Below are 14,857 nucleotides of genomic sequence, written 5' to 3'. Positions count from 1 at the left end.
GTCCGGGTGGTGCGCGGGCAGGGACCGACGACCGAAATCGCCGTCACGTCACTCTTCATCGGGTGCATCGGGAAACGCCTGCTGCGTGTAACCGCCACGCAGTGTGCCCTCCAGATACGCGGCCTTGCAGGCGCGGCGGGCGATCTTGCCGCTCGAAGTGCGGGGAATCGAACCCGCGGGAACCAACAGCACGTCGCGAACGGTAACACCGTGCCGCTGCGAGATCGCACCGCGCACCGCGTCCGCGATGGGCAGCGGATCGGCCTTACCGGCGCCGGGACCACGCTCGGCGACGACCACCAGCTGCTCGGAGGCGTCGTCGGCGTCGAATTGCAGACCCGAATGGCTGCCCGACTCGAACACCTCGGCCGGCAGCTGATTCGCGGGCACCGAGAACGCGGCGATGAAACCGGGGCGCAGCGCGGTGCTGGCCTCCTGCGCCGAATACTCCAGATCCTGCGGGTAGTGGTTGCGGCCGTCCACGATCACCAGGTCCTTGACCCGGCCCGTGATGTACAACTCGCCGTCGATGTAGACGCCGTAGTCGCCGGTGCGCAGCCAGATCGCGTCCTGCGCGGTGCCCTCGGCGTGCGAACCCTCGGTCTGCCGGTGCACCAGCTGGTTCTTGAAGGTCTTGCGGGTCTCCTCGTCCCGGCCCCAGTACCCGATGCCGATGTTCTCACCGTGCAGCCAGATCTCGCCGACCCGGCCCTCGGGCAGCTCGGCAGCGCCCTCGGCACTGTCGATGGTGTCGCCGTCGACGATCGCCGCCCACTGCGACAACGCGATATAACCGCAGCTGACCTGCGGAATCGCCCCGGGCTCACCCTGCTCGAGCCTCACCACACGACCCGCGTTGAGCTCGTCGCGGTCGACGTACACGACCTTGGCCTCGTCCTCGTGCCGCGTCGCGGACACGAACAACGTCGCCTCGGCCATGCCGTAGCACGGCTTGATGGCCGTCTTGGGCAGCCCGTACGGCGCGAACGCCTCGTTGAACTTCTTCATCGAGGACGTCGTCACCGGCTCGCTGCCGTTGATCAACCCGATCACGTTCGACAGATCCAGCGTCTCGCCGTTACGCGGCAGACCACGTGCGGCGGCGTGCTCGAACGCGAAGTTCGGCGCGGCGGCGAAGGTGCCCGCGCCGTCGGAGACCGCGGCCAGCTCCTTGATCCACCGGTACGGCCGCCGCACGAACGCGCTCGGCGACATGATGGTGATGTACTTGCCGCCGATCGCGGGCAGGATCACGCACAGCAGACCCATGTCGTGGAACAGCGGCAGCCAGGTCACCCCGCGCGAATTCCAGTCCAGATTGATCGCGTTGACCATCTGCAACAGGTTCGTGCCCACCGCGCGGTGGGTGATCTCCACACCGGCCGGAGTGCGCGTCGATCCCGAGGTGTACTGCAGGTAGGCGATATCGTCGACGTCGACCTGCGGCACGACCCACTTGTCGCCCATGGCATCGGGCACGGCGTCCACGGCGATGATGCGGGGACGTTGCGCGGCGGGCAGGGCACGGAAGAGCTGGCGCACGCCGGCGGCGGAGGAGCTCGCCGTCAGGATCGCCGAGGGCGCACTGTCGGCCAGCACCGCGTGCAACCGGTCGGTGTGACCGGGCTCGTCCGGATCGAACAGCGGCACCGAGATGCAGCCCGCGTAGATCGCGGCGAAGAAGGAGATCACATAGTCCAGACCCTGTGGCGCCAGAATCGCCACTCGATCGCCCGGCTTGCTCACCTGCTGCAGGCGTGCGGCCACCGCGCGCAGCCGGACACCGAATTCCTTCCAGGTCAGGTCCTGGTACTCACCGTCGCGCTCACGTGAGTAGTCGATGTATCGATAAGCAAGGGTGTTCGCGTCGTTGCGGGTGTGCTTCTCGACGTAGTCGACCAGGGTGCGACCCTCGGGAATCCTGATGTTCCCGGTTTCGTCCAAGTAGTCGTCGAAAGTCTCGTCCGTCATTCCTTCTCCTCCGAGGCACACGCAGCACGGCACCATGGCCGCTGATACCTGTGAGGCCCCGACTCTCTTACGGCCGCGGCCGCTCTTCGTGCAAGAGCCTGCCTGCGGCTTTGTCGGCGGTCTGCGCGGTGACCGCCTATCGGCTAGATGTATTCAAAACCAGAGACATGGTACAGAGCGGGCACCGCGGCAGTCTGCTCAGCGGACCCAACCTGTTGTGGACCACACCCTGCGGCCCGATTCTGGACGAGAACACCCATCCGGGTCGGAAACGCTCCACTATAGGACATCGACCCGACCCGGCCCATGTTACGGACCTCTCCGTCGATCTCGCCCGATGTGCCGATCACCACAGTCGGTGCGCACCGTCCGCCGGGCCGCGGGATGCGTTCACCGAACGCGCCCACGTCGTCCCGGTGCGGAATGCCCTCGCCTGCCCTCGCGCGGCGCGAGGCCCGCGGTGGCGCGCCCGGCGCGGTCGTACGACCGGCCGGTGCAACGGCTTGTGTCATGAAACCCATGCTCCTGACCCGTGCGGAAATCGGTGCGACGCCGGTCGGTCCCGATGGAACCGGCTCCGGCGTCGCGATCAAAGCTGCACTTTACAGCCTATGACGGGAACCGAGGGGTTCTCGTCGAGTCCTGATGAACGAGGACTCCGGACGAAGCACTCACCCGAGCTCTCCGGAGCCGCTTCGGGAGCGCCTCAGGAGTGCTTCGGATGCGGTGCACCCTTGACCAGACCCTCGGCCCAACCCGCGGTCCACTGCGTCGCGGTGGTGCGGTTGCTCGCGTCGACCACGAACGAGTTGTACAGGCTGTGCACTGGATTCCCGGCCGCGCGGACCAGCGTCATCAGACTCGGGATCATATTGGCCGGGGTCAGCGCCTGACTCGGAGCCGCACAGATCAGATCGCCCTGCGAGCAGATCGTGTAGGTGCGATCGGCCAGCGTGCCGAAGCCCGCCCGCGGCCCGGTCATGGTGATGCCCGGAACGCTCAGACCCTTCAACGTGACCTCCGCGCCCACGCCCGTCGGCGTCGGACCGACCTCGATCGCCTGACCCGCACCGGGTTCGCGGCGGCCGTCGGCGATCAGCATCACCCCGAGCACCTGATCGGCCGGAACCGGACCCTTGCTCGCGCCGATATCCGCGGCGATGTCACCGGCGATCACCGCGCCCTGCGAGAAACCGGCGATCACATAGGTGGTCAGCGGGCACTTCTGGTACATCGAGGTCAGTTCGGCCACCGCGCGCGAGGTGCCCTCGGAGCGGCTCACGTTGTAGGAGGCCTGCCCGTCCGGCGGCAGCGCGATCGGATTGGAGAACTGCGCGACGTACGGGACGGTGTAGACGTCCAGCCGGCTGCTCGCGAACTGCTGCTGCACCGGTTTGGTGATGTTCAGCATCAACGAGAGCGGATTCGCGGTCGGATTGTGCGGATCGTCGTTGCTGTTGGACTCCCAGGTGCCGGGAATCGCGAGCAACTGCACGTCCGGGCAGGAGGCCGACTGGGAGGTCGGCTTCTTGGTCGTCCCGGGCGGGGTCGGCACCGGAATGTGCGAACACCCCGCGAGCATGTACCACAGCAGGATCACCAGCACGACGATGAGCGCGAGCACCCCGAGCACCGTCAGACATCCCGAACGCCGCCGACCGCGCCCGCCCCTGCCGTATCCCGAACGCCGCGCCGTCACTTGCAGTACGTCTGGTTGGCTACCGCGACATAGGCCTGGCCGAGCTGTGCGATCGGCATCTTGTTCGGATCGTAGGAGGGATCCTGACCGGCCATCGCGTTCACGTAGGTCAGCACCTCCTGCTGCGAGACGCCGCTCTTCTCGGCCTTGCAGATGTAGTCACCCACCGACAGCGCGATATCGGTGTAGGACACCGAGATTCCGCGCGCCTTGAGCGCGTCCAGGTACGCCTGATCCTTCGCGGTCAGCTTCGGGGCGGTCAGCGTCGGCGTCACCGCGGGCTGCGGCAGCTCGGTCGTGGTCGTCGCAGGCGCGGCCTTCGTGGTGCTCGCGGTGGCGCTGGACGCGACGGTCGTGGTGCTGGTCGGCGCGGCCGTGGTCGTCGAGGTCCGCAACGTCGGCGTGCTCGACGCGGTCGAGTCGTTACCGCCACAACCGGCGAGCAACAGGACGGAGGCGATCGTGACGGCCACACCCGCGGCCGCACCACGTCCGGCGAGGCCGGAAGCCTTTCCACTGGTCCGAAGCATGAATTCGTATCCTCGATCTGGTCAGGTCAGGTCAGGTCGCATCCAGGCTAGCTGTATTTTCTGCCTCCGCTCCGCTCCGGCGGGTTTGCGACGCCCGAGGGCTCACCGCTCGGCCCCGTGTCGGGCACTCGTTCCTCGCACCCGCCACGCGTCCGACCGGCAAGCCGCGCCGCAAACCTTGCTGTCGGCGTGCTACGGGGTCGGCGGAACCAGGTATCGGGAGGTTGTCCGCACGGTGGCGGCGGCAGAACTCACGGTCACGTACCTCTCGGGGCGGAGGAAGAAATTACAGCCCGTGGATTTCCGGTTTGCCGTTGTTGATGACGACGTAGCCGGTTTGGAAGTTCTGTTGGACGCCGCCGGGGACGGGGAATTCGTCGCTGATCGGGTAGCCGAGTCTGCCCTGTTCGAAGCCCTGGTGGGCCCAGGCGTCCATGATGGGACCGTTGCGGACCGCCCAGGCTCCGGACAGCGGGCTCCAGTAGATGTTTCCACCTTCGAAGCGGCTGATGCGTCCGGCCTTGGCCAGGGGTTGTTCGGGGGCAGTGGGGAAACCCAGGAAGCTGTTCTCGAAACCGAGTTGGGCGTACTTGCCCAGGATGAGGCCGACCACGCGGTGAGCGCCGGTCTTGGCGCTGAAGTACATCGGGCCGTTCTGGAAGCCCTGCACCACGCCGTCGCGGTTCGGGGTTCTGGTCTCGGGTCCGGTCGGGTATCCGGCCGGGCCGCGTTCGGAACCCAGCTTGTTCCAGGCGTCCAGGATCGCGCCGCGCACCACCTGCGCGCCGGTCTGCGGGGACCAATAGATCACGCCGTTGCGGAAGCGCTGGAAACGTCCGTGCCCGTCGGGCAGCGGACGTTCGTCGGAGACCGGAAAGCCCAGTGTCCCAGCGGGTCCCGCGGTCGCCTGATAGGTGCCGCTGATCGCACCGGCCACCGGGTGCGCACCGGTCGACGGGGACCAGAGCACCTGGCCGCCGTGAAAGTCCTGCGCGCTGCCGCCCGCCACCTGGTACTCAGCGGTGGTGCAGTGGCCGAGCCACGAGCCGATCGCGGCGGCGGCCCCGATCGCGCCGCCGGTGTTGCAGGCGGGTGCGTCGGCGGGCACTCCGAGTGCCTGCGCGGCCTGCGGCCAGGACTGCCGCATCTCGAAATCCCAGTACGGCCAGGAGTGCGTGCCCGACGGGCGGTATTCCGCGGTCACCGGAATCGCCAGCCTGTTCAGCTTGCTGACGAAGTTCTGCGTGGTCAGCCGGGACAGGATCTCCAGCCCCATCCCCGCGACGTTCGTACTCATCCCCGGCGCGATCCCCGACGGGGTGTCGTAGGTGCCCGTGGTCCCCGCGCCCGCCGAGACGTACAGGCTGATCCCCTTCAACTTCTCGGCCAGTCCGGCGGGATCGTGCGCGGCCCACTCCGAACTGGTCGGCGGCCCCCACATGTCGTTCGCGTCGAAGCCGCCCGCGTCGCGCATCGCGAACATGATCGCCTGCGGCATACCCAATGTCGTGGTGGTCAGGAACCCCGAATACGAGGCCGCGTACTTCACCCAGTCCGGATTGCGCCCGGCCAGGAACATCGCGGCCGTACCGCCCATGGACAGCCCCTCGATGCCGCGCACCGCCGTGGCCCGCCACTGGCTCTCCAGCACCGGGGACAGCTCCTTGGTCAGGAACGTCTCCCACTGGTAGTTCTTGCCGTTGTCCGGCTTGGCCCAGTCGGAGTAGAAGCTGGACTGCCCTCCGATCGGCAACACGACCAGCGCATCCTTGTCGGCATAGAAATCGGCCGCCCCCGCATCGTGCGTCCACCCGCTGTAATCATCGGTCGCCCGCAGCCCGTCCAACATGATCAACTGCGGAAACCGCATATCCGGCCGCGTATACCAATCCCGCGGCAACAACAACTGCACCTGAATCGGCGTAGCCATCGACGGCGAATTGATCCACAGCGAAACCCACCGACTGTTCAGCCACACCACCTTCCGCACACTCGCTCCACCCGGCAACGGCGCAGGCGCAGGCGCAGGCTTCACCTGCGGCGCAGGCACCGGTTGCGCCGCCTGCGGCGCGGGCGCGGGAGCCGCGGGCTGCGGCGCGGGCGCGGGCGCGGCCTGCGGCGCCGGAGCCGGAGCCGCAGGCGCTGCCGACTGCGGAGCCGCCGGTTTCGGCGCAGCCGGAGCAGGAGCCGCAGGCTGCACCCCCGCCGCCGGAGTCGTCCCAGGAGCAGGTGCGGGAGCCACCGGAGCAGCAGCAGGCGCAGCCGGTGCAGGCGCAGCATGAGTCGAAGTCGGAGCGGGCGCGGCCGGGGTGGGAGCCGGGGCGGCGGGCGCGGGCGCGCGAACCGGCGCAATGGGGACAACCGGAGCTGTGCGAGCCGGGACCACCGGGCCGGACTTGGCCGGGGCCACCGACGTCCGAGCAGCTGGCGCAGGGGCGGCGGGCGCGGCAGATGCGGGCGCGGCCGGGGTGGGAGCCGGGGCGGCGGGCGCGGGCGCGCGAACCGGCGCAAAGGGGACAACCGGAGCTGTGCGAGCCGGGACCACCGGGCCGGACTTGGCCGGGGCCGCCGACGTCGGAGCAGCTGGCGCAGGGGCCGAGCCCGGGGCGGCGGCATCACCAGCGGCGGGAGCGGAAGCCACCGGGCCTGGCACCGCCGGGGCGGACGCGGGCACCTGAGCCGCCTGGGTCGGCGCAGCGGGGGTCGAAGCCGGATGTGCCGCGGGAGCCGGGCCGGGAGCGGGGGTGACTCGTGCCGGGGCCGAGGGGGCCGGGGCTGTGTGGGTCGGGGTTAGCGGGGGTGGGGGGATGGGTGGCTGGGCGATAGCTGGGGTGCCCGTCGCGTAGCCCGCGGCGATCGGTAGGGCGACAGCGGCCGATAGGGCCGCGAGCCTGAACCGGCGCGCTCGGGCGCGTTTCGCATTCCCCCTGCTCTCATCCGCCACACCTGCCACAGAAGTTTTTCTACCGCGCGAATCACGTTTGAAGGTGCCGACGCGCGGATAGAACTAGGGGTTGTCCATTCAACGTCCGCTGCGCGCCGGATCGGGCCCGGACAAACTGCCCGCAAACGACAACCGGCGTCGTGCACGAGGCACGACGCCGGTTGGGGGAGTTCCAGTTACATATCAGGCATGCAGCGCGGCCAGGATGCCCGGACGGGCCTTACCCAGCTCGTCCTGCCAGTTCCGCCAGATGTGGGTTCCGGTGGCCGGGAAGTCGTAGGTGGCCGGGATGCCGAGCGACTCCAGCCGCGCCTGGAAGGTGTGCGTGCTGACCATCGCGATGGCCTCGAGCGCCATCGCGGTGCTCGTGTTGAACACGCCCACAGCCGAACTCACGTTGTCGCGCTGATCGGGCAGACCGCTGCCGGAGGAGATGAACATCGGCAGGCCACGCAGCTGCGGGGCGAAGACCATCGGGTCCGAGCGCAGCCACTGCGGGCTCCAAGGCGCGGCCATCGAGTCGGCGTTGAACCGGCCGGCGTCCAGCATCATGACGCGGATCGCCTCACGCATACCGGGTGCGTTCCAGTTCAACGGGCCCGAGAACGACGCCGCGTACTTGAACTGGTTCCGGTGGAACCCCGCCAGCCGCAGCGAGGCCGGACCACTCATCGACAGCCCCGCGACGGCCCAGTTGGTCCGCGAGACGCCGTAGTTCGCCAGGAAGTTGGGCAGTTCCTTGGTCAGGAACGTCTCCCACATGTAGGTGAACTTCTGGCCGTTGGTGTTACTCGGCGACTGCCAGTCGGCGTACCAGCTGGACTGACCGCCCACCGGCATGACCAGCGTGACGTTGTCGTTACCGAACATGCCGCGCGCGTTGGTCTCGAACGACCAGGCGTTGCGGTCGTCGCGGGCGCGCAGGCCGTCGAGCAGCATCAGCGCGGCATTACCGCCGCGCCGGGCCCACTGCACCTGGACCTTGACCGGACCCATCGAGGACGGAACCATCAGTTCCTGGTAGCCACCGGGCGGGGTCTGGTGCACCGGGTGACCGACGATCGGGGATGCGACGGCGACCGCGGGGATCGCCGCAGCCGTCGCCAGCGGGAGCGCCAGTGCAGCGGCGCCAGCAGCGAGAAGTCGCGCGCGCCAACCGAACCGAGCATTTCGCCGCCCTTGGGAAACTCCCGCCGAGGCGGACGCCGAATCCGACGTCGGCGCTGCGGACCTGCCGAAACGCATGGATACTGCTCACTTTCTGCTGCTGTAGTCTGCTGTTGTAGGCGTACCGCGCAACCGCAGTCGAACTGCTGTCGGCGGCACGGTACACACTCACATCGGATCCCGATCTCCGAAGCGAGCCACGGCGCGTCTACGAGGGTGGTCACACTTGCGCTCGCTGGACCATATTCGACGGATCCGCGGTTAGCAAGACGGGGTGGATGCCGTGTCCGAAATCCGCCCGAGACCTTTCGTAATCGTGCAGTGACCCTATCGCGTTCGGGCGGTTATGTCGCGGGAACCCTTCCCCGATCCAGGAATTCGTGGTAACTGGGAATCCGCTCGAACCGGTGCGCGCCGGGAATTCATCCGGGCGGTAACGATCATGGAAACCGCACCGCCCGATCACCGTTTCCGCCCGTTCACATATCCGAATTGCCGCGCGGCCCAAGACAATCCGTGTCACATGGACGCCACCGGAACGACATTCGGCCCGGAACCTGCTGGTCCCGGGCCGAATGTAGCTGCCGCTCAGCCGATATTGCGCGACATGTCCGGAATCATCCGGTACGCCTCGTTACTCCAGTTGATCCAGTCGTGGATGCCGTAATTGGGGAACGAATACACCGCGTTGCGCGCGCCGAGGGTCTGCATTCGCACCTGGAACGACCGGGTGTTCAGCAGCGCCAGGAATTCCAGCGGCATACCGCGGACCACCCGATCCGCGGCGGCGCCCACCGGCGGGGCCAGATCCGCCTGGTCGGGCACGGCGCTACCGGCCGCGATCCACAGCCTCGTGTTGTTCGCGACCAGCCGCGGCGCGAACACGAACGGATCCATGGCCAGCCACTTCGGCCCCCACGGCGGGGCCATCGAATCGACGTTGTAGCCGCCCGCATCGATCATCGCGGTCCGGATCGCCTCGCGCATACCGGGCGCGGACACATTGAGATATCCGGAGAACGACCCGGCGAAACTGAACTGATCCGGGTGGTACGCGGCCAGCATCAGCGCCGCGCTGCCGCCCATGGACAGGCCGAACGCGCCGTTGCGGGTGGTTCGGAAGCCGAGCCGGTCGTGCAGCGCGTTGCGCAGATCCCGGGTCAGGAACGTCTCCCAGTCGTACCGGTAGGACTTACCGGGACCGGACATGAACGTCTCGGTCGCGCCCGATCCGCTCGAGGACCCGAAATTGGTCGGCGGCAGCCCGAAGAACGAACTCGGCGCATTCCAGTCCGCGTAGAAGCTGGACTGGCCGCCGACCGGCATCACCACATTGATATTCCAGTTGGCCAGCACCTCGGCCACATTGGTCTCGATCTCCCAGCCATTGAGGTCCTGCCGGGCGCGCATACCGTCCAGCGCGTAGACGACGCGATTGGTATTACCGTCGCGGGCGCGCAGGATCCGGGTCTTCACCGGACCCATCGCCGCATTGTTCACCCAGAAGTCGAAGGCGTGCGGATCGAATGCCGCCGCGGCCCTCGGCACTTCCCCCTGGATCGACAGCCCGATCGGCATCACCACGACCAACGCCGCCGCCACCGCCGTGCGGCCGAACCACTTCCGCGCCGAGCGGCCGAACCCCCGGCCGGGCCACGATCGTCGGATGCCGGGTGAACCGAAGCCTGGCTTCCTGGGCGCAAATCGCATCGGGTCTCGCCTTTCGCTCGGGCATCGGTCTCCGCATACCCGCTCGCGGCCCGATACCCCATCTATTCGGACAACACAGACGAACTCCTCGGCGCATACGGTGCGCCCCCGTACAGCACGGACGTCGACAACAGAACGAGTATCGACCACGCAGTGTTGAATTGCCTCCGCTTCGCTCCGGCGTGTTCGCGGCCCCCGAGGTCTTGCCGTTCGGCCCCGTGTCGGGCACTCGTTCCTCGCACCCGCCACGCGTCCGAACGGCAAGACGGGCCGCGAACCTTGGGGTTGACGTCTGTCCGAGGAATTGAAACGAGGTGATCCTCAGCTGGATCTCAATAGGCGAGAATGTTAACCGAACAATGGCCGCGTACGGAGAGGCACTCCGTACGCGGCCATTCTGTTACCCGGCGGATCAGCCGATGTTGGCGGACAGATCCGGGATCATCTTGTCGACCTCGGCCTCCCAGTTGTGCCAGTTGTGCACACCGAGGGAGGGGAAGTCGTAGGTGACGTTGCGGGCGCCCAGGCTCAGCATGCGGACCTGGAAGGCCCGGGTATTGGCCAGCGCCAACGCCTCGAGCGGGGAGCCCTGGATGACGTCCATCGCATTGGACACATCGCCCAGACCCGGAATACCGCTGCCCGCCGCGATCCACAGCCTGGTGTTGTTGGCCTTCAACTGCGGCGCGAACACGAACGGATCCATGTAGTACCACTTCGGGCTCCACGGCGGGGCCATCGAATCGATGTTGTACCCACCGGCGTCGATCATGGCCGCGCGCAACGCTTCTCGCATACCGGGCGCGGAGATGTTCAGATAACCCGAGTACGCGCCCGCGTAGTGGAACATGTCCGGGTGGTGGGCGGCCAGGGTGAGCGCCGCGCTACCGCCCATCGACAGTCCGAACACGCCGTTGCGCGTGGTGCGGAAGCCGAGCCGGTCGTGCAGCGCGTTGCGCAGATCGCGGGTGACGAAGGATTCCCAGTCGTACCGGTAGCTCTTGCCCGGGCCCTGCCCGAGGATCTGCAAGCCGCCCGAACCCGACGAGGAGCCCGAGGACGACCCCGACGAACCGGCCTGCGGCGGAATGCCCAGGAACGAGCTGGGCGAATTCCAGTCCATGTAGAAACTGGACTGGCCGCCGACCGGCATCACCACGTTGATGTTGGCGCGGGTCAGCGCATTGGCGACGTTGGTGTTGATCTCCCAGCCGGACAGGTCCAGGCCGGCGCGCTCACCGTCGAGCGCGTACACCACGCGGTCGGTGTTGCCGTCGGCGGCGCGGAAGACCCGCGACTTGATCGGACCCATGACCGACGAATCGACCCAGAAGTCGAATCCGGTGGGGGTGAACGCCGCGGACGCGGTCCCCGCCTGAGCCGCGGACATTCCCAGCGGCAGCAGCGTGGCCAACGCCAATCCGAGCGCCGAGCGCCGCATCCAGCCGGTGCGTCGTCGAGCCGCCTGATCCGGCGACCGTCTCCGACGTCTCTCCTGCGCCCAACGCACAGTCACGCCTCGCATATCCTGTTCGGCCCTTCCCTTGTGCGGCCGGGCTCGGCCGCGTCATGCGGTCCGTCCACCAGCACAAGCGGGCCTGCACCGCCGGACGGAAGTACTCGGTGAGCTTATCGCGCGAACCATGCCGCAGCGTTACCGAAATGATACGAAGTACCGGAAAACGCCGTGCGGAACGGGTGTCCAGCACATCACGACCGGGGTTCGCGGACAACTCGGGATAACGATTCGTTACCCAGCTGACCTGGACGTTCGTCCGGTCGGCCGGGAAACCGACCGCGCCGGACCGCACGTCGAAATACACAGTAACTTCACAGCAAATAACAGGTTTGGACACATCACGACGGTGTCCGCCGCCCGGTCGGACGAGCTACTTCGGCGGGGTGAGCACCGGCGGGGGCGGCGTCGGAGCCGGGTCCACCAGATGACAGCGCTCGATCTCGTACTTGGGCACCCGATCGATGCGGTACTTGGAGAATCCCCACGCCTGGACCAGGTTGTGCTTGAACCGCGAGAGCGTCAGCGGCGCCCGCGAGGAGGCCAGCAGATCCTGGGTGGCCGGGCAGGTCAGCGCGGCGTGCGCCTGCTTGGCCCACTTCTCGTCCAGATACCAGGGCATCCACGGATGGATGTCGACCATGCCGGTGTCGGCCAGCGGCCAGTCCGGGTAGAGGCTCTTGTCGTGGCCGATGCGGCCGTCGGTGAGGCGGTCCGAATGCGCGGCCAGCGGGTAGGCCAGGCCCTCCTGATCGATGACGCGCACGTCCAGCGGAACATTCATGCTGGTCATACCCAGATTCAGGAAGTACACGGTGTGATCGGCCCCGCCCGCCGGGATCGGCAGCGGCGGCGGCGCGATGTACCACATCATGAACGACGGCGAGTTCAGCAGCAGGCCGCCGTTCGGGGTGTTGTCGATATCGTCGACCATCGCGCGCATGCGCGGATAGTCCAGATAGTCCTCGGCCAGGATCGGATGATCGTGACCGCTGTTGAGCACGTAGTAGATCCGCTCGTCGACGATGCCGTCCGCGCTGATCCCCGCACCGGACTTGTTCCCGGTGGTGTTCGCCGCGAAGAACGCCCAGACGATCATCGCCACCCAGACCACCGGCAGCGCGAACGCCCAATTCCGGTGCAGCGCACCGCGTGCCACCGCGCCGAACCGCCACACCGGCAGCACCGACACCGGCAGCAGCAGAATGAACAACTGCGGCAACAGCATTCGGCCGTGCATGAAATCGCCGCCGACGCGCAGTTCGAAGATGATCAGCAGTACCGCGCCGACCAGGAACAACGTGACCACCGCGCGCGAGGTGCGCAGCTGCTGCCGGACGCTTTCGATCCGGCCGAGCAGACCCGAACGTCCCGGTGTCGCAGTCGATTCCGAATCGTCGTCGGCAACCGACGCACGCTGCGCCCGGCGCGACCGCAGGATCACCACCGCGACGATCGCCAACACCAGCAGCGGCGCCCACAGGAAGTACGGCCCGCTCAGATCCCACAGATATTTGAAACCCTGTCCCCACTTCGCACCGCCCGCCTCCTTGGCGACCGCGGTGTTGGGCACCGGAAGTCCGTAGTAACCCATCCGCCAGATCTGATACCCCACCGGCACGGCGCCGCCGACCACGACGACGCAGGCGCGCAACAGGATCGGACGCAGCCGCGAGGCGGGCATCGGCGCGCAGAACACCAGCATCAGGGCCAGCCCGCCGAGAATGGTCATCTCCGGCCGCACCACCCAGCACAACCCGGCCCAGAACACCAGGCCGAAAAGGTTTGGCAGCCGCACACGTTCGGCCTGCGACCAGCGCATCAGCAGATACCACAGCACGCCCAGCCAGAAGATGACCAGGCAGTTCTCCAGGCCGGAGGTGGCGTAGTCGCGGGCCGGGGGCACCGCGATGTAGACGATCGCACCGGCCGGAAGCAGCAATTGCGTTGCCGCGCCGCCCCACAGCCGCGCCGCGCCCAACATCGCGAACGTGATCGCGAGCAGCGAGAGCGTCAGTGCGGTGAACAGGCTCACGTATTCCAGGCGCGCGTGCGTGATCCAGCTGAAGAACCAGATCACATAGGTCCACGCGGCACTGGTGTTGGTCTCCACGCGATCACCCGCGTTGAAGACCGGGCCGTTGCCGGCCAGCAGATTGCGCACGGTGCGCAGCACGATCAGGCCGTCGTCCGCGATCCAGCGGCGCGCCCAGGCGCCACAGGCGAACACGACCACGGTGGTGACCACCCCACCGACGAATGCCAGGCGAGCGAACAGCGCGAAACGACGTGCGGGATCACGTAGCCGGACACGGTCGAGCGTATCGCCCGAACCGTCCGTCCCCTCCCGCTGTTCCCCGTCTGCCAGCATCTCGTCAGGTGAGATAGACAGCGACACCTACCGCTCCGATCAAGGCGATGGCCAGGAACTGCAATACGCGGTCGCCCAGCGCGATCTCTTCAGGTTCTCCGGCCTCGCCGCCATCGACGTCGACCGCGTAACGCAGGACTGCGATAGTAAACGGAATCATCGAGATGGCGTACCACAGGGTGCGCTTGTGATCGGTCTCGAACGCCCACAGGCCGTAGAACACCACCAGCGCGGTCGCCGAGATCGTCCAGACGAAACGCAGGTAGGTGGGCGTGTAGTACTGCAACGACTTACGGATCTTCGCGCCGGTGTCCAGCGCGATCTTCAACTCCGCGTAGCGCTTTCCGGCCGCCATGAACAGCGAGCCGAACGCCATGATCAGCAGGAACCACTGCGACAGGTGGATGTTCGCCGCCGCGCCACCGGCCACCGCGCGCAGCAGGAAGCCCGAGGACACGATGCAGATGTCCAGCACCGCTTGATGTTTCAGGCCGAAGCAGTAGCCCAGCTGGATCGCGATGTACACCGCCATGGTGACCGCGAGCTGCCAGGCCGCGACGAAGGAGATCAGCAGCGAACCGACCAGCAGCACGACCGACAGCGCGAAGGCCAGGTTGACCGGCACCACACCGGCCGCGATGGGCCGGTACCGCTTGGTCGGGTGGGCCCGGTCGGCCTCCACGTCCATCGCGTCGTTGATCAGGTAGATACCCGAGGCCGCCATGCAGAAGACCACGAACGCGATGCCGATGTGCCAGTCCCTGGTCAGATCGGCGATCGCGTAACTGCCGTCGGGCAGTTTGCCCGCCGCCAGCGGCGCCGCCAGCACCAGGACGTTCTTGACCCACTGACGCGGCCGCATGGTCTTGATCAGACCCCCGGCCAGCGTCTTGGGCGGGCCCTTCAAGACGGCTTCGTCGAGGTCGGTGCCGGTCGGCTCTTCACTCAT

The 14,857-nt window shown here is 67.4% G+C and carries 9 protein-coding genes; all 9 read right to left on the bottom strand.

Going from position 1 to position 14,857, the window contains the following annotated elements; translation table 11 throughout:
* Nucleotides 1-48: 48 nt before the first annotated feature.
* The 9 genes from fadD32 to NRB20_RS27150 all read right to left on the bottom strand — a co-directional run bounded on the left by fadD32 (nt 49) and on the right by NRB20_RS27150 (nt 14,857).
* A complete protein-coding gene (gene fadD32, locus NRB20_RS27190; RefSeq protein WP_194290023.1) occupies nt 49-1,971 on the bottom strand; it encodes a long-chain-fatty-acid--AMP ligase FadD32 in 1,923 nt (640 codons plus the stop codon).
* 706 nt (nt 1,972-2,677) lie between these two features.
* Nucleotides 2,678-3,670: a cutinase family protein gene (locus NRB20_RS27185; protein ID WP_319945464.1), complete on the bottom strand. Its 993-nt coding sequence runs from the start codon at nt 3,668-3,670 to the stop codon at nt 2,678-2,680.
* Nucleotides 3,667-4,200: a DUF732 domain-containing protein gene (locus NRB20_RS27180; RefSeq protein ID WP_153413954.1), complete on the bottom strand. Its 534-nt coding sequence runs from the start codon at nt 4,198-4,200 to the stop codon at nt 3,667-3,669. The genes NRB20_RS27185 and NRB20_RS27180 overlap by 4 nt, the downstream gene beginning before the upstream one ends.
* Before the next feature lie 286 nt (nt 4,201-4,486).
* Complete coding sequence (locus NRB20_RS27175; RefSeq protein ID WP_406603884.1) at nt 4,487-6,400, bottom strand: alpha/beta hydrolase-fold protein; 1,914 nt, start codon at nt 6,398-6,400, stop codon at nt 4,487-4,489.
* Between the two features lie 927 nt (nt 6,401-7,327).
* Nucleotides 7,328-8,389, bottom strand: a complete 1,062-nt coding sequence (locus NRB20_RS27170; RefSeq protein ID WP_153413952.1) for an alpha/beta hydrolase — start codon at nt 8,387-8,389, stop codon at nt 7,328-7,330.
* A gap of 510 nt (nt 8,390-8,899) precedes the next feature.
* Nucleotides 8,900-10,021, bottom strand: coding sequence for an alpha/beta hydrolase (locus NRB20_RS27165; RefSeq protein WP_264766386.1), 1,122 nt, complete (start codon nt 10,019-10,021; stop codon nt 8,900-8,902).
* A 412-nt stretch (nt 10,022-10,433) separates the two neighbouring features.
* Complete coding sequence (locus tag NRB20_RS27160) at nt 10,434-11,462, bottom strand: alpha/beta hydrolase (protein WP_153413950.1); 1,029 nt, start codon at nt 11,460-11,462, stop codon at nt 10,434-10,436.
* 448 nt (nt 11,463-11,910) lie between these two features.
* Nucleotides 11,911-13,908 (bottom strand): flagellar motor control protein ZomB, encoded by a 1,998-nt coding sequence (zomB, locus tag NRB20_RS27155; RefSeq protein ID WP_153413948.1) that lies wholly within the window; start codon nt 13,906-13,908, stop codon nt 11,911-11,913.
* Between the two features lie 4 nt (nt 13,909-13,912).
* Nucleotides 13,913-14,857, bottom strand: coding sequence for a decaprenyl-phosphate phosphoribosyltransferase (locus NRB20_RS27150; RefSeq protein ID WP_153413946.1), 945 nt, complete (start codon nt 14,855-14,857; stop codon nt 13,913-13,915).

The sequence above is a fragment of the Nocardia macrotermitis genome (genome assembly GCF_009604405.1).
Classification (GTDB): Bacteria; Actinomycetota; Actinomycetes; order Mycobacteriales; family Mycobacteriaceae; genus Nocardia; species Nocardia macrotermitis.
Note: the sequence above shows the minus strand (reverse complement) of the source record. Positions and strands in the feature narration are given on the sequence as shown.

Bases quoted from the DNA above. Each gene is read 5' to 3' on its own strand.
- fadD32 (WP_194290023.1), bottom strand. From the start codon at position 1,971: ATGACGGACGAGACTTTCGACGACTACTTGGACGAAACCGGGAACATC.
- NRB20_RS27160 (WP_153413950.1), bottom strand. From the start codon at position 11,462: ATGCGGCGCTCGGCGCTCGGATTGGCGTTGGCCACGCTGCTGCCGCTG.
- NRB20_RS27170 (WP_153413952.1), bottom strand. From the start codon at position 8,389: ATGCGTTTCGGCAGGTCCGCAGCGCCGACGTCGGATTCGGCGTCCGCC.
- NRB20_RS27180 (WP_153413954.1), bottom strand. From the start codon at position 4,200: ATGCTTCGGACCAGTGGAAAGGCTTCCGGCCTCGCCGGACGTGGTGCG.
- NRB20_RS27150 (WP_153413946.1), bottom strand. From the start codon at position 14,857: ATGAGTGAAGAGCCGACCGGCACCGACCTCGACGAAGCCGTCTTGAAG.
- NRB20_RS27165 (WP_264766386.1), bottom strand. From the start codon at position 10,021: ATGCGATTTGCGCCCAGGAAGCCAGGCTTCGGTTCACCCGGCATCCGA.
- zomB (WP_153413948.1), bottom strand. From the start codon at position 13,908: ATGCTGGCAGACGGGGAACAGCGGGAGGGGACGGACGGTTCGGGCGAT.